General features: G+C 34.8%; 27 protein-coding genes. 5 read left to right on the plus strand and 22 right to left on the minus strand.

Annotated elements, in window-relative coordinates:
* Positions 1-116 precede the first annotated feature (116 nt).
* Together FJR03_RS08135 and FJR03_RS08140 are read left to right on the plus strand one after the other, a co-directional pair.
* Positions 117-782 carry a nitroreductase gene (locus tag FJR03_RS08135; RefSeq protein WP_193113018.1) on the plus strand — a complete coding sequence of 222 codons (666 nt, stop codon included), beginning with the start codon at positions 117-119 and terminating at the stop codon, positions 780-782.
* An 81-nt stretch (positions 783-863) separates the two neighbouring features.
* Positions 864-1586 carry a glutamine amidotransferase gene (locus FJR03_RS08140; RefSeq protein ID WP_193113019.1) on the plus strand — a complete coding sequence of 241 codons (723 nt, stop codon included), beginning with the start codon at positions 864-866 and terminating at the stop codon, positions 1584-1586.
* An 8-nt stretch (positions 1587-1594) separates the two neighbouring features.
* On the opposite strand, the gene FJR03_RS08145 is transcribed toward FJR03_RS08140, so the two are convergent.
* On the minus strand, positions 1595-2884 hold the full coding sequence (locus FJR03_RS08145; protein WP_193113020.1) for a GGDEF domain-containing protein: 1290 nt from the start codon (positions 2882-2884) through the stop codon (positions 1595-1597).
* 93 nt (positions 2885-2977) lie between these two features.
* Here FJR03_RS08145 and FJR03_RS08150 point away from each other — a divergent pair, with 93 nt between their 5' ends.
* Genes FJR03_RS08150 through FJR03_RS08160 form a run of 3 tightly spaced genes read left to right on the plus strand, consistent with a single transcriptional unit; the run spans position 2978 to position 5552 of the window.
* A complete protein-coding gene (locus FJR03_RS08150) occupies positions 2978-4705 on the plus strand; it encodes a sensor domain-containing diguanylate cyclase (protein ID WP_193113021.1) in 1728 nt (575 codons plus the stop codon).
* Between the two features lie 47 nt (positions 4706-4752).
* Positions 4753-5304, plus strand: a complete 552-nt coding sequence (locus tag FJR03_RS08155; protein WP_193113022.1) for a YceI family protein — start codon at positions 4753-4755, stop codon at positions 5302-5304.
* Positions 5301-5552, plus strand: coding sequence for a hypothetical protein (locus FJR03_RS08160; RefSeq protein WP_193113023.1), 252 nt, complete (start codon positions 5301-5303; stop codon positions 5550-5552). Before FJR03_RS08155 ends, FJR03_RS08160 begins: the two co-directional genes overlap by 4 nt.
* Here the strand turns inward: FJR03_RS08160 and FJR03_RS08165 are convergent.
* From FJR03_RS08165 to FJR03_RS08265, 21 genes are all read right to left on the minus strand, one after another.
* Entirely contained in the window at positions 5527-7038 is a 1512-nt protein-coding gene (locus tag FJR03_RS08165) for a hypothetical protein (RefSeq protein ID WP_193113024.1), read from the minus strand. The genes FJR03_RS08160 and FJR03_RS08165 overlap by 26 nt on opposite strands.
* 7 nt (positions 7039-7045) lie before the next feature.
* Positions 7046-7441 carry a TonB system transport protein ExbD gene (exbD, locus tag FJR03_RS08170; protein ID WP_193113025.1) on the minus strand — a complete coding sequence of 132 codons (396 nt, stop codon included), beginning with the start codon at positions 7439-7441 and terminating at the stop codon, positions 7046-7048.
* A 1-nt stretch (position 7442) separates the two neighbouring features.
* Positions 7443-7895, minus strand: a complete 453-nt coding sequence (exbB, locus tag FJR03_RS08175; protein ID WP_193113026.1) for a TonB-system energizer ExbB — start codon at positions 7893-7895, stop codon at positions 7443-7445.
* A gap of 15 nt (positions 7896-7910) precedes the next feature.
* Entirely contained in the window at positions 7911-8732 is an 822-nt protein-coding gene (locus FJR03_RS08180; protein ID WP_193113027.1) for a sensor histidine kinase, read from the minus strand.
* Positions 8722-9378 (minus strand): response regulator transcription factor, encoded by a 657-nt coding sequence (locus FJR03_RS08185; RefSeq protein ID WP_193113028.1) that lies wholly within the window; start codon positions 9376-9378, stop codon positions 8722-8724. Before FJR03_RS08185 ends, FJR03_RS08180 begins: the two co-directional genes overlap by 11 nt.
* Positions 9368-10375 carry a dihydroorotase gene (pyrC, locus tag FJR03_RS08190; RefSeq protein WP_193113029.1) on the minus strand — a complete coding sequence of 336 codons (1008 nt, stop codon included), beginning with the start codon at positions 10373-10375 and terminating at the stop codon, positions 9368-9370. The genes FJR03_RS08185 and pyrC overlap by 11 nt, the downstream gene beginning before the upstream one ends.
* A 46-nt stretch (positions 10376-10421) precedes the next feature.
* Positions 10422-10760 (minus strand): hypothetical protein, encoded by a 339-nt coding sequence (locus FJR03_RS08195; RefSeq protein ID WP_193113030.1) that lies wholly within the window; start codon positions 10758-10760, stop codon positions 10422-10424.
* A 72-nt stretch (positions 10761-10832) separates the two neighbouring features.
* Positions 10833-12191 carry a phosphomannomutase/phosphoglucomutase gene (locus FJR03_RS08200; protein ID WP_193113031.1) on the minus strand — a complete coding sequence of 453 codons (1359 nt, stop codon included), beginning with the start codon at positions 12189-12191 and terminating at the stop codon, positions 10833-10835.
* A 38-nt stretch (positions 12192-12229) separates the two neighbouring features.
* Entirely contained in the window at positions 12230-12733 is a 504-nt protein-coding gene (locus FJR03_RS08205) for a prepilin-type N-terminal cleavage/methylation domain-containing protein (protein ID WP_193113032.1), read from the minus strand.
* The gene (locus FJR03_RS08210) at positions 12730-13128 is read right to left on the minus strand and encodes a type II secretion system protein (RefSeq protein WP_193113033.1); all 399 of its coding nucleotides are present in this window, start codon (positions 13126-13128) and stop codon (positions 12730-12732) included. The genes FJR03_RS08205 and FJR03_RS08210 overlap by 4 nt, the downstream gene beginning before the upstream one ends.
* Positions 13121-14641: a GspE/PulE family protein gene (locus FJR03_RS08215; protein ID WP_193113034.1), complete on the minus strand. Its 1521-nt coding sequence runs from the start codon at positions 14639-14641 to the stop codon at positions 13121-13123. The genes FJR03_RS08210 and FJR03_RS08215 overlap by 8 nt, the downstream gene beginning before the upstream one ends.
* Positions 14628-16466, minus strand: a complete 1839-nt coding sequence (locus FJR03_RS08220; protein WP_193113035.1) for a secretin N-terminal domain-containing protein — start codon at positions 16464-16466, stop codon at positions 14628-14630. The genes FJR03_RS08215 and FJR03_RS08220 overlap by 14 nt, the downstream gene beginning before the upstream one ends.
* Entirely contained in the window at positions 16453-17253 is an 801-nt protein-coding gene (locus FJR03_RS08225) for a hypothetical protein (protein WP_193113036.1), read from the minus strand. Before FJR03_RS08225 ends, FJR03_RS08220 begins: the two co-directional genes overlap by 14 nt.
* Entirely contained in the window at positions 17237-17770 is a 534-nt protein-coding gene (locus tag FJR03_RS08230; RefSeq protein ID WP_193113037.1) for a hypothetical protein, read from the minus strand. Before FJR03_RS08230 ends, FJR03_RS08225 begins: the two co-directional genes overlap by 17 nt.
* Entirely contained in the window at positions 17764-18171 is a 408-nt protein-coding gene (locus FJR03_RS08235) for a hypothetical protein (RefSeq protein WP_193113038.1), read from the minus strand. The genes FJR03_RS08230 and FJR03_RS08235 overlap by 7 nt, the downstream gene beginning before the upstream one ends.
* A complete protein-coding gene (locus tag FJR03_RS08240) occupies positions 18168-19103 on the minus strand; it encodes a hypothetical protein (protein ID WP_193113039.1) in 936 nt (311 codons plus the stop codon). Before FJR03_RS08240 ends, FJR03_RS08235 begins: the two co-directional genes overlap by 4 nt.
* Positions 19087-20013: a hypothetical protein gene (locus FJR03_RS08245; protein ID WP_193113040.1), complete on the minus strand. Its 927-nt coding sequence runs from the start codon at positions 20011-20013 to the stop codon at positions 19087-19089. Before FJR03_RS08245 ends, FJR03_RS08240 begins: the two co-directional genes overlap by 17 nt.
* Positions 20014-21228 carry a type II secretion system F family protein gene (locus tag FJR03_RS08250; protein ID WP_193113041.1) on the minus strand — a complete coding sequence of 405 codons (1215 nt, stop codon included), beginning with the start codon at positions 21226-21228 and terminating at the stop codon, positions 20014-20016.
* Positions 21228-21710, minus strand: coding sequence for a prepilin-type N-terminal cleavage/methylation domain-containing protein (locus FJR03_RS08255; RefSeq protein WP_193113042.1), 483 nt, complete (start codon positions 21708-21710; stop codon positions 21228-21230). Before FJR03_RS08255 ends, FJR03_RS08250 begins: the two co-directional genes overlap by 1 nt.
* 3 nt (positions 21711-21713) lie before the next feature.
* On the minus strand, positions 21714-22103 hold the full coding sequence (gene gspG, locus FJR03_RS08260; protein ID WP_193113043.1) for a type II secretion system major pseudopilin GspG: 390 nt from the start codon (positions 22101-22103) through the stop codon (positions 21714-21716).
* Positions 22104-22237: 134 nt separating this feature from the next.
* The gene (locus FJR03_RS08265) at positions 22238-26506 is read right to left on the minus strand and encodes an Ig-like domain-containing protein (RefSeq protein WP_193113044.1); all 4269 of its coding nucleotides are present in this window, start codon (positions 26504-26506) and stop codon (positions 22238-22240) included.
* Positions 26507-26508 lie beyond the last annotated feature (2 nt).

Genomic DNA, 26508 nt, shown 5'->3' on the forward strand with positions numbered 1-26508 from the left:
GTACCTTCCTTGGTACGGTGTTTTTTTCTTCCCACCTTTTTTCTAACTCTGTTTTATGCTATCTTTATGCTACATCAATTTTATATAATTAATAAACTAATACTAAAGGCAATGTTTTGAGTGTAATAGAGATATTAAAACAAAGAAAATCTGTTAGAGCATTTTTGAATAAAGATGTCGAAAAAGAAAAAATTATTCAAATTTTAGAATCTGCCAAATTATCACCTTCAGGTGTAAATATGCAACCTTATAATGTTTGCGTAGTAAGCGGGAAAAAGAAAACTGCTCTAGAAAACAAGATGTTAGAAGCATTTGATAACAACCGTAAAGAGGTTATGGATTATCAATACTACCCTTTAGAGTGGAGGGAACCTTATAAAAGCAGACGTAAAGATATGGGGCTTCTACTGTATAAGACATTAGGTATCAAAAAAGAGGATAAAGAAAAACAGCTTCAACAGTGGAGAAAAAACTACAAAGCTTTTGGAGCCCCTGTGGTTCTTTACTTTTTCATTGATTCTGTTTTAGAAAAAGGCTCATATTTAGATTATGGTATCTTTTTACAATCAGTGATGCTGGTAGCAACAGAGTTAGGCTTAGGAAGCTGTCCAATGGCATCACTGGCAGAATTTCCTTTAATTGTAAGAGATGAGCTTGGTATTGATAAAGATAAAACTTTATTGTGCGGAATTGCCTTAGGATATGAAGATAAAGATGCATCGGTCAACAGTTTTAAAACTGAGAGAATACCGCTAGAAGAGTTTACAACATTTTATGAATAAGAGCTAAAATATTCATAGCATTGGTTAAAAAAGGTACAAAAAAGAGATATCTAAAACTCTGTGTTTCAATATAATATTTTTATGAAATATCTATACATTTTAAAAGTGGGAGAGACTTTTCCACAAACAAAACAAAAATACAATGATTTTGATTCATGGATATCAAGATTTTTAAAAAAGTCAAAAAACAGAATAAAAACTATCAACATTCTAAAGAATGAAAAACTACCAAATTTAAAGAGTGCAACAGGATTCATTATCACCGGTTCACACTCTATGGTAACACATGAACTCCCTTGGAGTATACAACTTGAGCAATACATAAAAAAAATCTCAAAAAGAGATATCCCTCTTTTAGGTATTTGCTATGGACACCAACTTATAGCAAAGGCATTAGGGGGAAAAAGCGATTTTAACAAAAACGGGAAAGAGATAGGTGTAGTAAAAATAAATACCCTTCAAAAACATAACCATGACCCAATATTAAAAGCTCTTCCAAAAAAGTTTTACGCATACGAAACACACTATCAAACGGTAGTAAAACTTCCTTATAATGCAAAGAGGTTAGCAAAAAATAAAAAAGAAAACCATCAAATAGTAAGATTTAAAACAAATATCTGGGGCGTACAGTTTCACCCGGAATTTGATATCAATATTATGAAAGAGTATATCCTCAACCAAGAAGATGATCTAAAAAAATTAGGCTTCAACATAGATAAATTATTAAACGGTTTAAGTAGTTGTGATGTTAGTAGCAAGATTTTAAAGAACTTCGAGAAAATTACTCAAAATTCTTTAAAATAGTAAAGTATCTAAATACAGACTTGATTTTTCCCTTTATGTTTTGCCAGATAAAGTTTAGTATCGACATCTTTTAAAATATCTTCTATCTCTATTTTTTCTTGAGTTGAGAACTCACTTATACCTACACTTACACTTACACTAAAAGAGACCTCATCGTTAAATATGAACTGGTAAGAAGAGAAATCTGCTTTTATTTTTTCACAGACGTTTTTCGCTTCCTCTTTTGTAGCATTTTTCAAGATGAGTGCGAATTCGTCTCCACCTATTCTAAAGCCCATATCAGAAGCACGTATATTGTTTCTCATAGACTCACCCATCTTTTCAATAACTTTGTCACCGCTATAGTGCCCAAAAGAGTCATTTACCATTTTAAAGTTATCTAGGTCAATGTATGCAATACTAATTTTATAGTTTTCTTCCCTTTGAACTAACGCTATCTCTTTTTTAAGTAACTCTTGAAAAATATCTTTTCTAAAAAGCTGCGTTAATGAATCGAGCTGCATATCCTCGATCACTTTGTTGGCATATTCAATCGTCACAGCATTATTCATCATAAGCGTTAACTTATACACATTCAATAATGATGAATAGAGTGGGAGGATCTCCAAGTATTCTCCTCTATGTAGAAAATAGAAAAGGTTTTGTGTATTGAGATAAATACGTTGTTCAAGCTCCTCAAAAAATGTTCTTTTTTCTAGGGTTAAAAACTCCATCTCATCTAACCACTCCTTGATCAAAAAGCCGTCTCTAGATTCTATATTGAAATCTTCATTTAGTTCTATACTGTTAAGTAGTTCTTTGAGCCATTGAATTTTTCTTAAGATTAATTTCTTTGGAAGATATGTGTTTGTATCTACAATCACCTGTTCAAAAAACGTTTCTAAATCTCGCTTATCTTCACTTAACATTCTATTGAGGTAGCCTTTAGCTGTAAAAGCTTTCATTATTTTAAAATACTCAAATATCTCACCCATTAACTTTTTGGTACTTTTACACTTTTGGGCATTTAACAGAAAGTGTTCCTCTAAAATATCTGTTCCTTTCATAAAATCTATATATGGAATGCGCAGATCGTAGTGAAACTCCCCCAACTTTATATAATTTTGTTTTAACACCTCTATATCTAAACTCAGAGAAGCTGAAAAATGCTTTTTTTGTGTTTCAATTAATGTAATTACCTGCTCATCACTCTCAAAAAAAACTCCCAGCCTTACATCGTGCAACATGGTGTTGTAAAAATCTTCAAAAGCCTCATCAATATAGACTGTTAACTCTTTTAGTAATTTAAATTTACCCATTTATCTCCCTTATATTTACTACTTTATCAAAAGTTTTTTTAATTAAATATTATACGTTTTAGTTTAAATAATTTTTAGTTATAATAGTTCATTATGAGAGTATTAATTCTATTATTTTTTTTCTTTATTTCACTGTCAGCACAAATCTCTTTTATCAATGAGAAAGATTGTTATAAAGATTTTGAGATCGAATATTTTTACGATCAATCAAATACTCTTGAAGTCACAGACTTGCAGGAAAAAGAGTTTAAAAAGACAACAAACAATTTTACATTTGGTTACTTAGACGGTACAACCTGGTTTAAAATTGTGCTTGAAAACAACTCTAGCCAAGAAGAGTTCCTTTTAACTTTTAGTGAAGTTTTATGGAAGTCATTTAACCTGTATCAATACAAAAACAATAAATGGCATGTAGATAAGAACGGTTTAGATATTCCGCTTAATCAGCGCAGTTTTAAGTCAGTTTATCCTATCTTCAGACTCCATATCCCTTCAGGTACTACACAAACCATATATATTCAAGGGGAAACTATTGCCGGGCAACTTGGAGAGTTTCAGCTATGTTCTCAGGAACATTACTTTAGCGAATCAACTTTTGAAGCCCTAGATATCTATCTTATCTTCGCATTTAGTTTACTCAGTATCTTTATACTGAATCTTTATAGCTTTTTTCTCACTAAAGAGAGAGTATATCTTTACTATGTAGCTTATACCTTTGTATTTATTATTTTTAGTGCTATGCAGAGCGGTTTTTATCTTCTTTTTGGGTTTAACGGCTGGAATGAAGGGCTACATGTTGTCGGAACATTTGTTTTAGTAACGCTAATTATGTTCTCAGACACATTCTTACAGCTCAAAGAACACTTACAAATTGTCCATAAGTTTTTTCAATTCTGTATAGGCTTGTTTTTATTGTTTGCTCTGCTTATTTGGAATAATGTACCTTATACTACTTTAGTATTTAATATCTTTTCGATCTTCTTCTTCGCTACTCTTTTCTATGCTACAATTCAAACCTATAGAAGAGGATATGTAGGAGCGAAATATTATCTGATCGCACTTATTATCTATTCAGCGATGATGACACTTATGGTCCTTACTTTTAACGCCTTTTTAGAGTATAACTTTTTAAATCGTCACCTTTTCGTACTGGGTTCTTTTATAGAGATTATCTTTTTTACTCTTATTCTTGCAAATAAATACAGAACTATTTCTCAAGAAAAGATCAAGATCCAAGCAGAACTTTTAGTAGAAAAAAACAAAAATGAAGAGGAGTTAAAACTAGCAGTTGAAGAGCGTACACAAGAGCTTGAAGATGCAAAAAAAGAGTTAGAGAGACTAGTTGTAACAGACTACTTAACAAAAGCAAAAAATATCAGAGCCTATAGAGAGAAAATTGTAGGTCTTCTTTCTCTTTACGAACGGTACAAAACACCATTTAGTATGATCATCTTTGATATAGACGACTTTAAAGCTATCAACGATACGTACGGTCACAGAATGGGAGATATTGTCCTCATAGAGTTAACAAAGCTCATACAAAGAAATATACGAAAAAATGACTACTTTTTTAGAATTGGTGGAGAGGAATTTATTCTACTTCTAGAGAATACGGGATTGGATAAAGCGGAAAAATTTGCACAGAACCTTTTAGTTATGGTTTCCAATAAACTTTCAGTTATTAAAGATCATCAAATCACTGTCAGTATAGGTTTAACCGAAGTTGAACCAAATGACACTGAAGATTCGATCTACAAACGTGCAGATACTTTTCTTTACAAATCAAAAAATAATGGGAAAAATCAAGTTTCATTTGAATGATTCAATTGTTGTTATGTTACAATACCCCAAAAATTTTGGAGAAATTTATGAAAAAAACATTACTAATTCTAGCACTGGGATTATCAACATCTCTCTTTAGTGCTACTTGTAAATACAATGCAGATTCTAACACTCTACAGTGGACTGCTTTTAAGACACCTGCAAAAGTTGGTGTTAAAGGGACATTTGACAATATCACGTTAAATTCTCAGCCATCAAGCTCGCAAAACGAACTACTGCTATCTAGTAATGTTCATATCGTGACAGCAGATGTAAACTCTAACAATGAGGGACGTGATGCTAAACTTGTTAAAAGCTTTTTCCATGTTCAAGGGGTAAAAGCTATTGATGCAAAAGTTTTAAAGGTAAACGGTAAAACTGCAGATGTAGAGATCTCTATGAACGGCACTAAAAAAGTGGTTCCTATGAGCTTAACTTCAACTACTGAAAGTATGAAATTAAACGGTACAATTGATCTTGGCGATTTTAAAATGCTTCCATCACTTGAAGCGATTACAAAAGCATGTTATGAGCTACACAAAGGAAAAACTTGGCAAGATGTTGATCTAGAGTTTACGATCAACACTAATTGTAAATGATAGATTTTAAAACAAATCCGTTTGATAGCGGACACATAAAAAACTACATACTGCTTTATGTCAGTATAGTAGTTATTATGGTTTTATTCTTCATTGCCAGTGAACTTTTTATAGAAGAAACAACAATAGAAAAAAAAGTTTTTGATTACAATCAGAGTGCTACGCAAAGCGAAACACTCACTGATCAACAAGAGGAGACAAAAGAGGAGTTTAAACCGAAGTTTAAGCTTTTAGAGAAAGCATTTTAATCTCTTTTACAATACTTTTTTGTCTTTGAAAAATATACTCTGAGATGAGATGCTCATTGTTATGGTCCTCATGAAAGTCGCAAATTAATTTTGCTGCTTTCTGCTGCTCGTCTACAAATATTCTTTGCACCGATGCTTTTCTTACAATAGTATTTACTATCTTATTTTTCTGCAGGCTCAACTCAAATGTCAGCACAACATCTTTTTCATATAATCTATCAAGCGTCTTTGTATATGGCAATTTTATAGCGACAGAGACTAAAGAGAGGTCTAATATAACACCCTTAAGCGATGTCCCCTCTGCCGATATATTAATGTTTGTTGTTCTCTCACATGTTACACGGCCGTGCTTACGTGCATTGACACCTGTTTTCATAAGTGTAAAGTGTTCAAACGTAGCTACCCCTTTTTGAAAACTGATATGCTTCAACGAAGCTTCTATAGTTTGTGAGTAGCCCGGTATCTCTATAGTTGTCATTTTTTGTATAGAGGTAGCTTCAATTTGCAGTTTTTGCAATTCCAATTGTATAAACCTGTCATCAACTTTAACAACAGATGCTTTAGAGTTAATCACAAGCCCTTTATAGATATTGAGCAGCTTTATATCGACTTTATTAAACTTCATAGCATTGAGCATCTGTCGTAAAATATACTCATCACTTTGATGTTCAGCCATATTTTCAATAAAACAGACTTGAGAGTTTAGTTTAAGGTCATTAGAGAGTTTATTTTTCTCAAGATCTATGAGCATCTCTAAAATAGAATCAAACTCCATCCCGTCAAGATCAATGGCATATACCTCATGTGAAAGTACGATGTTGTGTAAAGATGCAAGTTCATTAAGATGGATATTGAGTTCTTTTGCTTTTTGCTGCAGGTTGTCAAACTCCAGACCTTCATGTAAAGCAAGATAGAAATGACCATTGTACTGTGCTAATTGTATACTTGTATTGAGTACGGTATTTATCTCGTTTATAACTACTTTAAGCTGTGTTTCATCAATAGTTTTCAGTGCTATTGTTATCAGCCCAAGCTGTTTAGTCTTAGAGAGAAACTTATCTTTAAGAAGCTCGATAAATCCAAGTCTTGTTTCTAATGTCTGATCACACTCTTCTTGCGGTTGATTATGTTGCTTGGCAATATGCTCATAATATTCATCTTTTACTCTATGTACAATTTTTTGTGTATCTTGCTTCTCCGTTATTATAGACTTACATTGCAATAACAAAGCAAGCTGAAAATGGAGTAGTGTGTACTTTTGTGGTACATTGAAATAGATCAGCTTGTGCAACTCTTTGTCTAGAGAGTTTTTAAGCAGCAGAGACAACTCTTTAGTTATATGTTTAAGGTCAAGAATATAGAGCTCTGTTGATGGGATCTCTTCAGTTGTATCTAGATCGACACTTATTATTTCGAAGTTTTCCGACAAAGAGTTATAATGCTTTGATGAAATATCTTCATTATAAATATAACATAACTTCAACATATCTCTTCTAGTCGTTTTTCGTTACTATATATAACTGCTCGTGACCCAGTTTCTTTAAAATGTCCATTACACTCACAAAATCTTGAAATCTAGACTCTTTGTCACTTCTAAGAATTACCGTTTGCTCTTTTGAGATTGCTGCTATTTTTTGCTCTAAAGTGGCAAGGTCTACCTTCTCTTTTTCAAAGAACATCTCACCCTTGGCATTAACATAAACCGTAACCTCTTTTTTCTCCTCTTTTTTCTCAGATGAAGAAGCTTCAGGAAGATTAACAGGGATAATACCTTGTTTGATAAATGTAGCGGTTGTTAAAACCATCACCAACAGTACAAGCATGATATCGATAAACGGAATAACGTTTATCTGATCAAACCTCTTTTGTGTTTTTCTGCACTTAGACATCTTACGCCTCTTGTTGCTCTGTGGCAATATCGTATCTTGTTAAAATCTTTTCAACTTTTCTCAAAGCAATAGTATATGTCACAATTGCAGGAATAGCTACAATAAGTCCCATAGCAGTTGCTTTCAGTGCGAGTGCTAGTCCTGTCATGATTTTCTTTGCATCTACTGCACCGGCATCACCCAATGTGTAAAATGTTAGCATAATTCCAAGAACCGTTCCAAGAAGACCGATATACGGAGCATTTGCACCGATAGCACTAATTACATTGATATTGTTTGTCAGATCCATCTCTAATTCATCTCTATGCTTATACTCTTCAACTCTTACCGTTTTATAAAACATCATTCTTTCTATAAATAACCAAAGAGTTACAACACTCATCAGTATTAAAGTACCCATTACTCCGTAATCTATCGCTTGTTCTGCATAAGCCATTAAGTTTGTTGTTTCCATAATATTCCTAAATTTTTAAAATTCTAAAGATACTTTTGTACCTTGAGTCGGCTTTGATGTTACACTCAATTCTATCTTATTTTCATCACAAAACCGCTTTACCATTGAAAGCCCTATACCAAAACCTTGCATATGTTTATTGGATTGATAAAAATTATCATAAATTTGAAGTAACTCAACTTCATCCATCCCAATACCGTAATCTTGAATTGTGAGTGTTTTTTTCTGTAGATTTATATCTATATCTTGTGATTTCTGTGAGTATTTTACCCCATTATCAATTAAATTGTCAATCACCTTTGAAAGCCCTACTCTATCTATCTCTATAGAGAGGTTTTCTAGATTTAAATTAAAGTTTTTATTTGGATAGATTCTTTCTAAAAATGTGATACGCTCTCGTACGAGGTCACTTAATTCTATCATCTCTTTAACATTTTGTTTTGACTGCATCTTGATCAGATAATCAAGCTCATTATATCTTTGCTTTAACATGTCACATGCAGATTCAATTCTTCCAATTCTTTTGAGTGCTTTTTCATCTTCAAGATTTTTTTTTATCATTTGTGTATTTGTCATGATCGTACTTATAGGGAGATTGAGTTCATGCAATGTTTCTTTTGAAAGATTTTGAAGGTTTGTTACATATTCTGCTAGCGGGTCAATGGCAAGTTTGGAAATAAAGATCCCCGACAAGATAATGATACACAGCAAAACTATACTGTATATGTAAAAGTTACTTACACCAAGTACATCTAAAAAATAGTACGAAATTGCTAAAAAAGCTATTACGGTTAAAAAATAAAATACAAAAATACTGATTCTTAAGTTAACAAACAAGCTTGTACCCTATTCCCCTGACATTTTCTAAGTTATGTTCAGGAAGTAACTGTTTTATACGGTTAATATAAACCCTGATTGCACCTTCACTACCACTTTGACTCAGATTATACAATTCATCAAGTATCATCTCTTTTGAAACCACACTGTTAGCATGTTTGATTAACAATGAGAGTACTTCAAATTCCCGTTTTGAAAGTTCCAACTCCTCTGAGTTATAGCTGATCACTTTTCGTGTATTGTCTATACAAAGACCGCATTTACAAACTTTCTCTTTTTGTTTAAATCGTCTTAGCAATGCATTTACGCGCAAGATCAACTCATCATTGTCAAACGGTTTTACAATATAGTCATCCCCGCCGTTTAAAAACCCTTTTTGCATCATCTCTTTCTCTTTATGAGATGTTACAAAAATAGCCGGTGTTTCATCCTCTGCTTCACGAAGCTCTTTAAGTAATGTAACACCATCGATCAAAGGAACGTTTATATCTAAAACATACAGATCGAACTTCTCTGTAAATGTAGCATCGAGAGCTGCTTGACCGTTTGGATATAAACTAACGTTAAAATCCTCATCCTCAAGCATATCTACAAGAGTCTCCCCAAAAAGAGGATCATCTTCTAGAAGTAAAATGTTATTCGACATTCTCAATAGCCCAGTTGATAGCCTGACCGGCATACATCGGTACTACACCGGAATATGTTTCAGGGATAACAAATGGTCTCTGCTCTAAAGTAACCTCTTTAAATTCCGGACAAATTCCATAAATACTTTGTGCATTGTCACTTACGAAAGCTTGTAAATTCTCAAGTTTTCCGTACTGATCGAAGATTTCACAAAGCAGTTGTAGAGCTATTGGTGCCGTAAATACACCTGCTGCACAACCACAAGATTCTTTTTTATGTTGTGGATGCGGTGCTGAATCACTTCCAAACATAACTTTTGGATGTGCATCCAGTGCTACATTTAAAAGTGCATCTAAATCTTCAGGGCGTTTTGCGATCGGTTTACAGAAAAGGTGTGGCTGCATCATACCGCCAACTACATCATCAAGTGTTATTAAAAGGTGATGTACTGTGATTGTTGCATAAAGATTAGGATATTTATCTAACATCTCAACAGCAGCTTTTGTCGTGATGTGTTCCATAATTATTTTTAGATCAGGAAAGTTTTGTGCTAAAAGCTCATAAATAGACATAAATTCAGCTTCACGGTCCATAACAAAACCGTCAGTTTCACCGTGTACACATAAAGGGATACCCATTGAACTCATAGCTTCGAGTGTTTCTCTCATCTCCTCTATATCAAATGAACTTACACCACCTTCAGAGTTTGTAGTGATACCTGCCGGATAAAGTTTTATCGCAGTGATCTCCTCAGCTACATCTTCTAAAAACTCTCTTGTATAGTTTTGATAAAAAAGTGTCATATAAGGCTCAAAGTAATCATTTGGAACTGCAGCCATTATACGCTCTTTATAAGCGATTACATCCTCTTTCGTAGTAACCGGTGGAACGAGGTTTGGCATCACGATAGCACCACTAAAACTGTATGCTGAAAGTGGAGCGATGTTTTCAAGCATTACACCATCACGAAGATGGAGGTGCATATCTAGCGGCATTAAAAGTGTATGAGTTTTCATTGATATCCTTAAATTATTTATATACGAGATTATAACAAATCGCTTGTTAAACAACCCATAAAGATGTAGAAAGTGTTACAATAACCAATGTTAATAACGGTAAAAATCTATAGATTCTACTTAATCCAACTAAAGCTATACCATCTATAAAGATTCCCACCATCATTGCCGTAACCATAAGTGCTGCAATAATAAAGAAAAACCACATAGCAGGAATTAAAAAGTACCAAGGCTCTGTTATAAAACCATAATAAAGTGTAGCTAGGGCACTAAGTGCTATAAGTGTGTGTTGTGAAACGAAAAGCAGCGTAACTTTTTCCTGTTTTGTATGTACACGTGCTATTTTTAGATAGAAAAAGAGTAAAAAGAGTGTTATATAAACCATTTAGAAGATCCTTCAATTATTTAAAGATATTCTATCTAAATAGTTTTAAATTATGTTTATTATACCATTTGATTATAACAACTCTTTTGCTTCTTTAATAAGAGCATTCATTGATGCTTCATAAAGTGCAGCATCAGCTTTTGAAGTAGATTCAAAACGTGTAACAAGTACCGGTGTTGTATTGGATGCACGTACAAGTCCCCAACCGTTTTCAAAGTTGATTCTTACACCGTCAACATCTATAATATCTTTGATAGTTGGAAAAGATGCCGGAGGGTTTTGCAGCAGTTCTTTAATTTTGTCCATAATTTTAAACTTCTCTGCTTCTGTTGTCTCAACTTTAATCTCTTCAGTCGAATACACTTCAGGAAGTTTTGCCAGCTCTGCATCTAAATCTATTCCATCTTGAAGCAGTTCTAACATTCTAAACGTTGCGTAGATCGCATCGTCATATCCGAAATATCTGTTTTTGAAAAACACGTGTCCGCTCACTTCACATGCAAGGTCGGCATTCACCTCTTTCATCTTCACTTTTAAGTTTGAATGTCCTGTTTTGTACATAACAGTTTTTCCGCCACGGCGCTCAAGCTCGTCATACATCACCTGTGAACATTTTACCTCACCTACTACTGTCGGGTTCTCCATCTTCATTGAGTATAAAAGGGCCATCATATCCCCTTTTATATTATTTTTATGAGTCAGTACTGCAATTCTGTCCGCATCACCATCGTAAGCAAAAGCGATATCACCCTCTTTTTCTAAAAGTGCTTTTACATCATTTAGGTTTTTCTCAACAGAAGGGTCTGGGTGATGGTTTGGGAACGTACCATCCGGATCTACATACAATCCTTTTGTATTTAACTGCAGGCGCTCAAAAATCTCAGGAAGGACAATACCTGCTACACCGTTTCCACAGTCGTAAACGATCTTGGTATCCATCCCTTTAAGATGTTTAAACTGCTCTACAATATAGTCTATATATCTGTTTTTTGCATCAATTTTTACAACTTGACGCTCTGCTTTGGCAACATCACCCATCGCTTCACATTCGCGCCCAAGTGCATAGATATCTTCCCCAAAAAACGGAGCTTTATCGATCGTAATTTTAAATCCGTTGTATTCACTTGGATTGTGTGAGCCTGTTATCATTACAGAAGCTGAAGGTGTAACACCATCCCACTCCTGATAATTTGTAAAATAGTTTACAGGTGTTGGAACAAGTCCCATATCTAAAACTTTTTTGCCGCCGGCATTAAGACCGGCTACAAGGTATTCAAATAAAATAGGCGAGTGACTTCTTGCATCATATCCTACCGCTACATATTCACCATCGATTTTCGAAGCCAATGCAAAACCGATTTTTGTAACACTGTTTTCATTCAGTTCTTTTTCGTAAATTCCGCGTATATCGTACTCTCTATAGATGCTCAAAACACTCTCCAATAGTTAATTTTTATTTATTTATAATACTAAGAAAAAGATTTTATCTTCATTAAAATCCGCTCCAAATCTTTCAAAGAGACATCTACCAGGTATAAACTATCCTCTTTTTGACTAGGATAAATTCTAAAATTATTAACTTTACCCAAATAATCAATATCGAAGTCAATACGACTATCTAACGGATATGCTTTTAAAACCTGTAAAGATTCTATTCTATAAAGTTTTTTATCTTGAACTATATATCCTATATAGGGATTGATACGATCGTGAATAGAGTGCGAAGATTGAAAAAAGAGGATATCTATTTTCTTATCTTGCGGCAAAATCACGATTGTTTCTTGAAAACTCATAGAAAGGTCTAAAAAAATTGTTTGTTTAATACTCTCTATTTTTTCAATTTTATCTGTAGCTTCTTTATAGATTTTATTCTGCCCGTTTAATTCGGCATAACTTTTATATAAAAACACCATAATTATAGAGAGTATTACGATGGAGATCATTAACTCAATAAGTGTAAAGGCTTTTCTCATTGGATCTTCACCCGTATCATTGAAGCTGAAAAGTTTTTAGACTCCAGCTTTGTTTTTCCGATCTCTAAAACACTTCCTGTAGGGGTCTCAAAATCATCAATTTCATCGTATGAAATTTTTACTTTTACAGCTTTTAGTTCACGTCTGAGATCACTCTCAAGCTCAAAATCATCTACAAACTCTTTGAGTGAGATACTGCTTTTTTCAAAACCGTATTTCTCAGAAGTTCCGAGTAAAAAAGAGTTGTATTGCGTCTCTTTAATCGATTGTTGCAGCCATAAGAGCTTGTTGTTTGCATCACCCCTTACTTGCAGTATTGCAGCGATCACGACACTGACAATCATCACTGCCACCATCACTTCAATCAAGGTAAAAGCGCTGCGTTGTTTAGCCATGCCCTATACCGATACGAATAGCTTCATCAAGTGAAGTTTCACCGTTTATTAACATCATGCGGAGCTGTTTTGCGATCGTTTTAAGCCCGTCTGCTTCAAGTGCCGTTTTGATCGTATGTTCATCTGTAGTAGTTTTGAGCAAATCTTTTACATTGTCGTTCATGATTAAAAGTTCACCGATAGAGCGACGCCCCGCATAACCTGTATAGTTACACTCTTTACATCCGCAAGATTTATAGATCTTCGCATCACGAGGAAGGTCATAATCCTCGCTAAAATTCTCAGCTAGTTCATCTTCCTCTTTACAATGAGGACAAAGTACACGCACAAGTCTCTGTGCCAAGATCCCTAAAAGTGAAGATGAGATTAAAAACGGTTCTATATTCATATCTGCAAGTCTCGATATTGTTGCTGCTGCCGAGTTTGTATGCAGAGTTGAAAAAACCAAGTGTCCCGTGAGTGCTGCACGAACTGCGATCGTAGCAGTCTCCTCATCACGAATCTCCCCGATCATAATAACATCAGGATCTTGACGAAGAATAGATCGAAGTGCCGAAGCAAATGTAAGCCCAACCTTCTCATTTACTTGAATTTGTGAGATATTATCACTTTTATATTCGACAGGATCTTCAACTGTTATAAGGTTTTTATGCGGCTCTTCCACTTCACGTAAGAATGAGTGAAGTGATGTTGTCTTACCACTCCCTGTCGGTCCCGTTACCAAGATAATTCCATGTGATGAGCGAAGCAGTTTTTTTACATCACTTATCATTGAGTCGTTAAATCCAAGCTCACTAATGTCCGGGATTTGCGAACTTTGCATCAGAAGCCTCATAACAACACGTTCACCGTAAAAAGTTGGTAGAATAGAGACACGAATATCTAAAACTTCCCCAGCAATCTTGATCTGTGTACGACCGTCTTGAGGGATTCTTTTTTCAGAGATATCAAGGTTTGAAATAACTTTAATACGACTCACAATGAGATTGACTATCTTTTTGTCGAGATCGGCATTTTTTGTCAACATCCCGTCTATACGGAAACGCACTTCACCTTTGTTTTCGTGCACCTCAATATGGATATCTGATGCACGTTTTTTTACCGCCTGATAAAACAGAGCGTTTACAAACTTGATAATAGGTGCTGACTCTTCACTTGTTAAGATATCTGTAGATGTTCTTAAAAAGTCTGTTAAAGAGAGTTCATCTTCCTCATCAACCTCCTCTTGTCTGTCCCCTTTCATTGTCTCGATCTCTTTATCAGTTCTTAGTTCTAAAAAGCGGTTGTAGAGTCTGTCAAAAGAATCCTCATCCAACATATATAACGGATACTCTTGTTCAAGCTTCGTATAGTAGTTACTTGCTTCAACAAGATAACGCTTTGAAGTAAATGCAGCTACTTCTTCTGCATACTCACTAAAAAGCAGATAGTTTTTAACAGATAAATTTGTATCTAACTCCTCAATTTCAAGAGGTTCAAGGTGCAGATTATGGAGCGCTTCAATGTTTAGCATTGTTTTTCTCTTCTATCTGTTTAAATATATCTTGATTGTACTTCTCCTGAATTTTTGAAAGCACACCGAGATCTTTTTGTAATTGAGATAGCTCTTCACTTTTATCGATCACATAAGGTGTCAGGATTACAACCAAGTTATCTTCCTCTTCTGCATCAGATGTTGAAGTAAAAAGTTTTCCTATTAGAGGAATATCTCCTAAAAGCGGTACCTTTGTAACTGTTTTATCTGAATAAGTTTTTACAAGTCCACCAATAATAATACTCTCACCATGGCGTAAAATTGCTTGTGTTTTCACCTCTTGTTTTGAAGTAACAGGTTGACGAACAGTTTGCCCGCTTGCATCAAGTCCGTCATCAAGTACATTTTCTAAAACTGCTTCTACATCAAGTGTCACTTTATCGTTTGAAGAGACGCGAGGTTTAATTTTTAAAGTTAAACCGACATCTTCACGTTTATAACTACTTGTAGTACCGCCAATTCCTGCACTTGTTGTAACAGAACCTGTCGAAATAGAGATTGTTTTACCTACATAAATAGATGATTCTTTATTATTTACACAAAGTATAGATGGATTAGAAATTGATTGTCCAGCACCGTTTTGTTGTAAAAAGTCTAATGTTGCACCAAGAGCTAAAGCAGATTGAGAAAGTGTTCCAATAGTTGTTCCTAGAGAATCTGCAACAACACCAGTAGCTGTATTTGTAAGATCAGCCGAACCAAAGTTTGCACTCATAGCATATAATCCAGAAGATGAGATATCTCCCGCTGCAAAACCGTACTTAACACCGATATCCTGACTTTTATTTTTATTGATCTCTACAATTTTTGCCTGTACATAGACCTGAAACTTCTCTTTATCAAGCTCTTCAATAATTTTCTGAATCCCTTTAATTACCAAAGGATCTCCGATCACAACAATAGAGTTAATCTCGTCACTTGCAGAAACGTTCGGTTTCATTGCAGGGTCTTTAAAAGTTTGTTTTGCGATAATATCTGTAATCGTTTTCAGAACTGCCTGTGCATCTGAGTTTTTAAGCTGAAATATCTTTACAGTATTGTTAATGTTCGACTCTATATCAAGTTTAGCGACAATCTCGGCAAGTTTATTTACATTTTTTGCCTCTCCGACAAGTACCAAGCCATTGATATTTTCATCAACGACTATTGTTACCTGTTCAGAAACAACTTGTTGGTTGAAAATCGATTTTTGGATCTCTGAAAGTTTCAGGTTGAGTTTCTTTGCCTCTGTATTTTTGAGATATATAATCTTTACAATATTCTCAACATTACTACTAAGATCTTTTATAACTTTTTTGATTGTTTCAATATTTTTCGGATAGTCTGTAACTAAGAGTGTATTTGTCTCTTTCATTGTCATCAGTTTGGCAGTTTTTGAGATCAGGTATCTTACTTTTGCCGCTATTACGTCAACATTTTCACCTTTTACCACGATAGCCTGAGTTACCATAGTTGCACCGTAAAGCTTTTTATTTTTTCCGATTACGGGTACATTGCTTTTTGCTGCATCTGTTGCACGAATCACTTCATATCTTGAACCTTTTTGAACAAGTGTAAAACCTTTAGACTCCAGAACATCAACCAGCAACTCGATCAATTCATCATCATAAATAGGTGTTGAACTTATAAAGTTCACTGTCCCGTTTACTTGTTGCGTTACAAGAATATTTTTATGTGTAATCTTTGAAACCAATTCGATAAAATCATCAATTTTGACATTGGAGAAGTTAACATTTACCTTCTCTCTTGCATTTAAACTAGTAATTAAAAATAGTGTAATTAAAAAAACTTTAACGAATTTCATATATGATTTCCTTTTCTTGATTGTTTCTAAGTACTGTTAATTCTAAAACATCTATGCTATCTATCTTCTTATAAAGGTCCATTGCCGCCTTATAAGAGGTAAGTTCTACATTGTTTGCCCGAATCATTATGTCACCTTTTTGAAGTCCCAACTCGGCTATTTTTGAGTTTGGTTTTACTTTATCTACTCGAAAGCCGGTAATCTTTTTACCCTCAAACACTTCATTGATCGCAATATCACTCCACAACTTAGTTGGATTTTTCGTATAGTAGGTAATATCTGTTTTTTGCACTTCATGAGTTGTATTTGCAGCACTCTCTTTTTTTACAAACTCCTTTGGTTGCAGTTTTTTGTCACTATCGAGACTCACACTATACTCTTTACCCATCTTCTCAAAGATAACACTAAAGGTACCGATAGTTTTTAATCTATACCCTGCATACACTTCTCCGACAGAGATAACTGAAGTTTTATCCTTCTGTGCTTTTTTAGCAACGATCGCAAAACCTTTTTTACCTTTTCCGTAAAGCCCTTTTAAAACGATGGTACTAATACTTGTAGAAACGCTACTTTGAGGCTCTTGTGTAACCACAACCTTTGAGCGCTCAAGCATGTTTTTAAAGTCTATTCTCTTATAGCTTTGTGTATATGAGCCGCTCTCCTCATTATCTATCCCGCTGCTTGGAAGATACCACCAAATAGCCAAACTAAAGAGTTTTGCAAGAAGAACAAGCACTAAAAGCTTTGTAACTACCTTTAAAAGTTTCGAATTAGAGAGCTTTAACATATTTATACTCCCCATTTTGATCTTTTTTAAACTCTCGTAAAGAGGTACGATATTTTGAAAGCATCAGTTTTGATGGTTTTAACACTAAAGATAAACTTTGCTCTAAAATACTAAACTCCCCTTCAAGTTCACCAAATCCGCCGTTTGCAGATATACTCACATTCAGCGGGTTTATAATTGAGTAGTTTACAGAAAGCTTTTCCACCTTTTTAGGGGCAAAGTTCTCTACAATTGAAGCCAGATTGATTCCGCTTACATCGATCGAGTTATACACACCGAGTAAAGTTATTTTTGTTGTTGCTATTTCTGCTGTTTCAATCCCCTGTGCAAACAGATGCGCATTATCGATCTCCAAGGTAAAAAACTTATCTTGCACTTTTTCCCCGGAGATTACAACATCAAATGCCCCAAGTTCCTGTTCTAGAAAATAGTACACACTTTGTTTAGGTGTAAATGCGATCAATGCTAAAACAAACACTAGAAAATATCCAAAAAACAGTGATAATTTTTTTACCATTTTATCTCCATCTCCAAGCTTACCGTATCATCGCCCAGTTTTTTAATCTCAAGCAGTGAAATGTTGTAAGAACCGTTTAACACTTTTCCCATCAAAGAGTTCAGGGCATCGGCATTCATAGTTTTTGCACTTATTTTGATCGAATCTTTTGTTACTTTTTTAATGATATTTGCAGACTTTAGTGAGGGCTGTCTTAAGATCCTCTCAATTGAACTTTTTATCTTCTTTTGATCGCCGTACACATCTTCAAGAGCATTTAGCTTTACAGCCACTTTTTTGCTCTCTTGATACTGCAGTTTTGCCTCAAGAAGTTCCTCTTTAAATGTACTTAATTTAAAAAATAAAAAGAGTAAAACAGTTAAAAGGAGTGCACCGATATGTAAAGGATTCACTTGATTCATAGTTTCACCTTTATCTCAAAAGTTTTCCCCTTAAATGAAGAGCTGAGAGCCGCTTTATAACTTTGCAGACTTTGCAGCACTTTTTTACTAGCAGCCGTATCTAAGCCAGATATCTTTACACTTAACATTTTATTTTTATATGCAATATCTGTAATCTTCTGCTCTTTTTCAAGTTTGAGTTTTAAAAATTCTGCAATAAGCTCACGCAGTTTCGTTTGTTTTTCAAAAGTTGTTTCATACTCCTGAAGCACAGAACGGTTTTGCATCATAGTGGGATAGAGTTTATACTCTTCAAAGAGTTTCTCTTTTTGTATGTTTACACTCTCGATCTTTTGCATCGTTATAAAGTTTTCAATTCCTAAAAGGATAATAAACATACCAATTAATACAGCTACTTTATACAAACTGCTATTGTCGATAATATGTGAAAACTGTTGTAGTTTGATAGTTTTTTTTGAGAGTTTCAAAGAATCTAATGAAAGCTCTTCTGCCGTTTCATTCCAAACTCTCGGAGCTATAAACACTATCTCATTATCAACAACCATTACCTCTTTTTCATTTATTTTACACGGCAATAATTCTAATAGTTCCGTTTGTGCAAAATATACATTGTTAATGCTTGAGATAGAAATATTTTTCTTCCCTATCTCTTCAATGATCTTTTTATCTTCATACGCAAATGCTAAAAACTCTTCCCCCTCTTTAAACACTACATAACTGTAGTTTCCTTCTGGGAGATTATCCTCAAAAAGTGACGGTAACAGTTTTTTAGCATCTCTGGCGTATTTTACGGGTAGACTTAGTTTTTTCACCCAGTAAAGTGACGGAGAAAGGACTATATCTACTTTTGTACCACCAGCAATCTCCGGTGCTTTCTCACTGTGGGGATCTAAAAAAACAACACTGCTGGTTGTTTTAAATTTCGTAAACAAAGTTATACCCTTTCTTATTTTTCATATCGTATTCAAAACTTATATGTGAAGTAATGTTTTCTCTTATTATATCCATTTTTATAAACAAATACGGAACAAAGGTATCTGTAGGAAATTTATTAATTCTGTTTTTCTCCTCTTCACCTAATGACAACCCTTTATAAAGCTCCTCTTTAGAACTGTATACCACCTCTTGTGAGCTTAAAAATTTCGCTCTTTCAGGCGTTGCTCCTGTTATTAACTCCCACACTTCAGATGTAGCATAATTCAGATCTATAGTTACATTTCTCTCTGTAGTTGTGTTTCTGTCTGTCGAAAAATTAAAAAGGTTTGTAAAATTGATCGCATCAATTGAGTCATCCTGATACTCTCTTTTATAAAACCTGTTAATCTTTTTAAGATGTTTCATAGAAGCAATAGAACCTCGAAAGAGTGTCGGGTCCTCCTCAAAAATAGTAGTATTGTAATAAATCCCCTCTTTCGGTTCTTTCATAACATCTTTAAGAAGTTCTATATATTCCCCTCTTACATTGTATCTAGTAAGGTACTCATATAAAAACTCTTCTTGTATACGATCCATAAAGTTGATCGCAAAAGTTGAACGTCCACTTGTAATATAGACTATCAAGTGGGTACCGTTGTTGTTTAACGGTATACCACTCTCTATCCCCGCTAAGAAAACATACAACTCCTCTGCAGATTTATTGTCAACTATACTTTTCAATTGCTCAGAACCGTTTAAAAGGGATATAACATCATCTACAAAGATATGGTCCTGATAGAGACTTTTCTCTTTTTCCACATACTTTGAAGAGTTATTGATCTGCTTTAAAGTATAACCCACTGCCACCGTAATGATAATTACAAACATTACCGTAATAAGAAGTGCTATCCCTCTTTTTTTCTGCATCTATTGAATACTCATTGAAAAAATTGGTAATAGCATCGCCGCTACGATAAAACCGATACTTCCGCCTACAAAAAGCATTAAAGCAGGTTCAAGCAGCGTTAAAAGAAGAGAGATCTTATCACGGTTCTCTTCAAAATAAAGCTCTGAGACATTTGTTAAAACACTCTCAATTTCTGATGTCTCTTCACCAAGAGCAATCGCCTGTACAAAAGCATCATCAAGTTGTACGTTCGCATTGTAAAGTGCATGGGAAAGCAGTTTACCCTCAACCACTTTTTTACTTGCATCTATAAACAACTCTTTGATCACTTTATTACTCAAAATATTTGCACTCATATTGATTGTTTGAACAAAAACAACACCCGAACGTGTCAAGAGTGAAGCGATGTAAGAGAAACGTGCAAGCTCACTTTTTAAAATAATCGTACCAAAAAGGGGGACTTTTAGTAAAAGTTTGTCCACAAAGTAGGCAAAACTGTATATCTTCTTTTTTAGAGTAACAAAAAGTGCCGTAAAGATAAAAATCAATGCCAAAATCATTTGAAAATTTTCACTAAAGAAATCTCCAAGCCCTATGACTACTTTTGTAGGGGTTGGAAGTTCTTGGTCCATACTCTCAAAAATCCCCGTAATTTGCGGTACTACATAGGTAAGCATAAAGGCGATCATCACCAAAGAGATAATGATCATAAACGACGGATAAGCAAAAGCACCTTTAATCTCTTTTGCTATTTTATCCTGCTCTTTTAAAAAGCGGGACAGTTCCATAAGTACCTCATCTAGAATTCCACCGTCTTCACTTACACGGATAGACTCTACAAAAAACTCCGGAAGTTCTACCACATCCTGAGAAGAGAGGGCACTGTAGAAGTTTTCCCCTTCATCTAGATGTGTATTTACCGTTGTTAAAAAAAGCTTTATTTTTTTATTTTTAGCGTAATGTGTTTGAACAATTTTCAAAGCCGAGACAATACTCATACCTGAACGGATATACATAGAGAGTTCACGAGCAAGAAGCGCCAACTCTTTAGAGGAGATCTTATAACGCTTTTTAATTTTAAACTTCTCATAAAACGGAAGTGAATCCTCTTTTATATCGCTGTAGATAATTCCCGTCGCTTTGAGCTTTGCCTTCACCTCTTCAAGAGTTGCAGCTTCAACTCTGTCAGTGACATTTTTTCCCGTTTTATCTATACCTTTATATTTAAAAATCATCACTTCACTTCTTGTATTAACTGCTCTTTTTCATCTACACACTCTTGCAAAGTATCGTAAACTTTTACACCCTTAAAGTACTCACTATAATCATATACTTTATCTTTAAAGGCAACTATATACTGGTCAGAAATGCCGTCTCTGGCAACTTCAAACTCAAAACACCCTTTAAATCTTTGTTGTACTAAACCTTCTGAATAGCTATATCTATAAACTTCTATAGAATCATCGATCAGTTCTTCGATTTCTGCTCGTTTCTCTTGATCTATATAAAGAGTACATACAGAACAATCATCCTCACAGACAAGCTTCGAAGAGTTACCGTCTTTGATCTGTTTATACATATAACTTTTCAGATTTTTTAAACTCAGCTTCTCTTGCTCTTCATTTACACTATGAAGTTTTGTTATCACAAGGGTATAGACAACCCCGATGATAACTATTACTATCATTAACTCAATAAGTGAAAAAGCTTTTTTCAAAACTTATTTACACTCACTTAGTTTAATGTCGGCAGCTTCATCTTTACCACCCTCTTTTTTATCAGCACCTAGAGAGATAAGTTCTACTTTACCGTCGTTGTTGATGTAGATAAACTCTTGCCCCCAAGAATCTTTAGGCATCTTAGCGTCTTTAAAATACTTATCGTCTTTTGTAAGTAGTTTTAAGCCCTCTTGTGTTGAAGGGTACACACTATTTTTAATCTTGTACATATCAAGTGCACCGTTATAGATACTTTTCATCTGTACACATACAAGGTCACGTTTCGCTTCTTCACCCTTACCTGTAAGACTCGGCATAACCATCGCCGCTAACAGTCCAAGGATTACGATAACGATCATCAGTTCTATTAAAGAGAACGCATTTCTTTTCATAAAAAACCTTTTGAAATATTGTTTGAAATACTATTATATAAAAATTACATGAAGATTACATGAAAATTACAATCATTTATAAGATTTTAGGAAGTTTTCGTATGCCGCTAGGGCATACGAAATAAAAGAAGAATTTAGTGAGTAGCGTTAAAATTACTTACTATCTCTTGTGCAGCTGTATCATTAAAGTAATACTCTACAAAACCAGTATTTGCAGGAGTATAACTACCTTGATATATACGTGATGTAGTTGTACCATCTTCAAGTACAATACCTGGAGCTACTAAAATTGGATTTTTATTATAAGCTCCAACTAAAGTATCATCAACTGTCATAAGGATCATATCAACTGTAGTTCCATTATTATCTGTATACGTTGTTGCCGTCCAAGTTCCTGCACTTGGATTAATAACAGTCGGTTCCATACTAAGTCCCATATAGACACTTGTCATATCAACTTCCACTATAGTTCCATTTCCATCACTAAACTGTTCACCTTGAGCGAACATCAATTGGCGTTTATAGTTTTCACGATTATACGCTGCTGTATAATTGCCAAACATCTCTGCTAAAGCAGTTACAGGAGTTACTCCATCTACATACGCTTCTACCGGTCCCCAAATATCGTACTCATCGTTTAACATAAGTACAGCTACTTTAGAAACAACTGAACCTGTCGGTAAAGTAATACCAAGTTCACCTAATTCTGTGATCTCACTTGCGATCTCAGTTGCACTCATATTCTCATTTACTACAACAGCTTTTGCAACAGGAGTACCTTCCATGCTAACTGTCATAGTACTATTCCATTGGCTATCATGAGTACCATTACCATCAGGATTTACAAATGTACCGTCTGTTTTAAACTCTAAATAATCATACTCAAGTGTAGCTGTACCGTTTTCATCAGTATTAACTCCCCAAAAACTATATAGTGGAGTATCTGCAGGGAAAGTTTGCGGAGACGCTGCATATGTATCAAACTCTGTTGAAGTTAAATTTTGAGATGCTTCACTCATCCCATAAAGAGAGTCACTATTCATTGAAGCTTCTACAAAAACACTGTATGTCACTGTTGAATTAACATCACCGTCACTCATTGTTACCGTTATAGTTGCATTCCCCTCTTGTACTGTTTCGATCGTAAAATTACCATCAGAAGAGAGTATTGTGTTTGGACCAAAAACTTGACTTGGATCGTTGATAGCAGAAACACTGTATGTAACAGTAGCACCTTCAGGATCAACTGCACCAATATTTCCAGAAATAGTCTCACCTACTAACATTGTAAATGCAGCATTATTTGCAACCGGAGGATTATTTGTTGAGATGTTTACATTTACAGTCGCTGTAGCTTCTGTGAAACCGTCAGTTATAGTGTATGTAAAGCTATCACTCCCTTCATATCCCGCATTAGGAGTGTACTCTACACTATCACTCGTCCATGTAACTGTACCGTTTTGACCGTCTGTCGCATTAGTTATAGATAAAATTCCTTCACCGCCAAAATCGTTTGCCAGTACATTGTATGTAATAGGTGTATCGGGCTGAGTAGTTATAGAATCATCAACTGCTGTAAGTTGTGTTGGTGTAGGATCAATAGTACCGCCATTTGCAATAAATGTTGCAATAGCAGCTTTGATATCATTTACTGCTACATCATTAAATTCCGCTTGTTCCGTATCTATTTTAAACTCTGTTGCAGCTGCTTGATACTGACCTTTACGTACAGCACCGTCCGCAACAGCAATTAAGTTATCTTCCCAACCAAAATAACTTTCACTGCCAATATCAGGTTTATAAGTTATTAGTAACATACCATTAACAGTTTTTGCTTCCCATGTACCAACTTTTGTTTGCGGATAAGGTCCATCAATTACTGTATGATCTGTAACAACTAAATTCCCTGTCATTCCAGAAACTACACTACTGAACTCTGTTCCAGTAGAATCAATTACCGGACAGTTATGGAACATATTACATTGTGTTGAAGCTGTATTTCTTTCAAAATCAACACCAGTAAATTCTCCTGTAAGTTCATTAAAAACACCAGACGGTGAATTTACAGACTGCATATAAGCATATAAAGTAGTAAATGTCACATCCGTTGAATACCAGTTAAATGTTACAGGATCTTGTTCTTGTACTGTTGGAGCATCCCATAATTCATAAAGATCAGTTGTAGGTTTAAATGCTAAAACATATGCTTTTGCACCAGCATTAAATGTCACATTATCTTCACCCGGAACTTGAGCATTGATCTCAGAAATCAGTGCAGCACCTTCAGCTGTTGGATTTGCCAGATCGTACTCTGCTGCAATTTGTACAGCCATACCATTTTCAAATGTAATCACACCGTTAGTAAGCGTATAAGTTTTAAACGATTCTGTTGTCCAGCCGTTTGCACCTAGAACATAATCACTGTTAGCTTTTGTACTAGCCTCAAAAACACCTGTTGTCGTGTTTAATTCATAAGCATTTTCAGTAAATGTACCACTATTTAAACTGTGAGTTCTTAACTCAACAACTGTTTTATCATAATCCTCCCATACATCAAAGTTAGAGAACTCCATACCATCTGTAAAAGTAATAGCTGTTGGCGTGTCACCTGGATCAATTGGATCGACTGGAGTACTTAACACAGTAATAGTAACTGTACCATTAACATCTACACTGCCGTCACTAACTGTATATGTTAATGTATCTGTACCTGCAACTAAGCCTGCTACATAATCTATAGTTCCTCCATTAATTGTAGCTGTTCCATAATTTCCTACAGTAACAGCAGTTATACTCAATGTATCACTATCTACATCTGTATCATTCGCCAATACGTCGATAGTAACAGAAGCACCTGTGGTAACGCTATCTGTATCATTTAGAACTGTTGGAGCATCATTTACTGCATTTACAGTGATATTTACATTAGCAGTGGCAGCAAGACCTGTAGTATCTGTTACAGTATATACTAAACTATCTGTACCGTTAAAGTTTACCTCTGGAGTATATGTAATACTTCCATTAGCATATATCGCAACACCATGACTAGGTTGTGTTGTAATCTGAACTGCTAAAATATCTTGATTTTGATCACTAAAACTTAATGGTATTTCTACTGCATTATCTTCATTAGTAGTAGCTACTGAATCTAATGCAACCGGTGCATACTCATTTCTTTTAACCACTAAGTTATATGTTTGATTTTTTGTAACTACAGTACTGTTTGCATCACTTGCAACTTTAGAAACAGTCGCTTTTAAAGCTACATTTACATCTATCGTATCAGTTCTTGTTATAACACCTGTTGTAGCATCCACAGCTGCATTGTCTGATGACCAAGTAAGGTTTACATCTGTTAATGTAGCAGGATCTGTAAGATTTAAATCTACTATAATATTATTATTTGCTGTATTAGCTCCTAAATAGCTGATATTGTTATCAAAAGCATCTTGTATTGCATCTAGTGCATCTGCAATTGGGTCTGTATATGTCCCATCTTCGATCTGTGTAACAGTATCGTTTGCATCTAAGTTTTCAATTACCGTTGTATAGTCTGCAATTGCCGTAGTGTCATTATTTTCAATTGCTGATTCTACTACTTCTGTATAAGTGTCTAAAACATCACCAATACCGTCAAGTGTATCTGTTGTAGCATTTTGCTCAGCTATCTCATCAACTTTAGCGACATATGTTTCTAAAAATGTTTCAACACTTGTATCAATAGCAACGCTTTTATCTGTCGCCACTTTCTGTACTAAAACAGTTGCATTAAAGTCACCACTACTTGTATTTTCATCTGTCACGCTTGCAAGCGAAGCAAATACATCTTCATAAGCCTTGTTAAAGTCACTTTCACCAGTTGCAGCAGCAACTACTTCAACTGTCTTTTGTACTTTTTGTGCAGCTAAGAAAACTGTAGGTTCTGTCATCGGATCCTTATCAACATCTTCAGCTGAAAGACCAAAGTTTGCAGCTACTTTTGTTTTAGCTGTATCAATATCCACACCCTTAGCAACCATTGCAGTAACATATGTACTTAAAGGTGAAAGGATAGGTGTTTTTCCTTGATAAATCGCAGAAAGTCTCCCTTCAAACGGTTTCCCAGTACTTCTATCTATACCACCGTATGCATAGATTTTAGTACCATTTGTAATTGTACCTGTTAAAGTAAAGTCACCGTTTGTATCTGTAATAGTTGCTTGTTCTGTAGCATTTTGTTCTCCATCAGCCGTACTATCTACAAAAACAGTAGCTCCTTGAAGATAACCATCAACTGCTCCACCACTTATACTAGTGAGTGTAGTAGTACTGTCACTACTGCCTCCGCCACTACATCCAGTCATCCCAAGTACAACTGCCGTACCTAAAGACATCATAGATGTTTTTAGAAAAAAGTGTTTCATTA

It is taken from the genome of Sulfurimonas marina (assembly GCF_014905095.1).
GTDB lineage: Bacteria > Campylobacterota > Campylobacteria > Campylobacterales > Sulfurimonadaceae > Sulfurimonas > Sulfurimonas marina.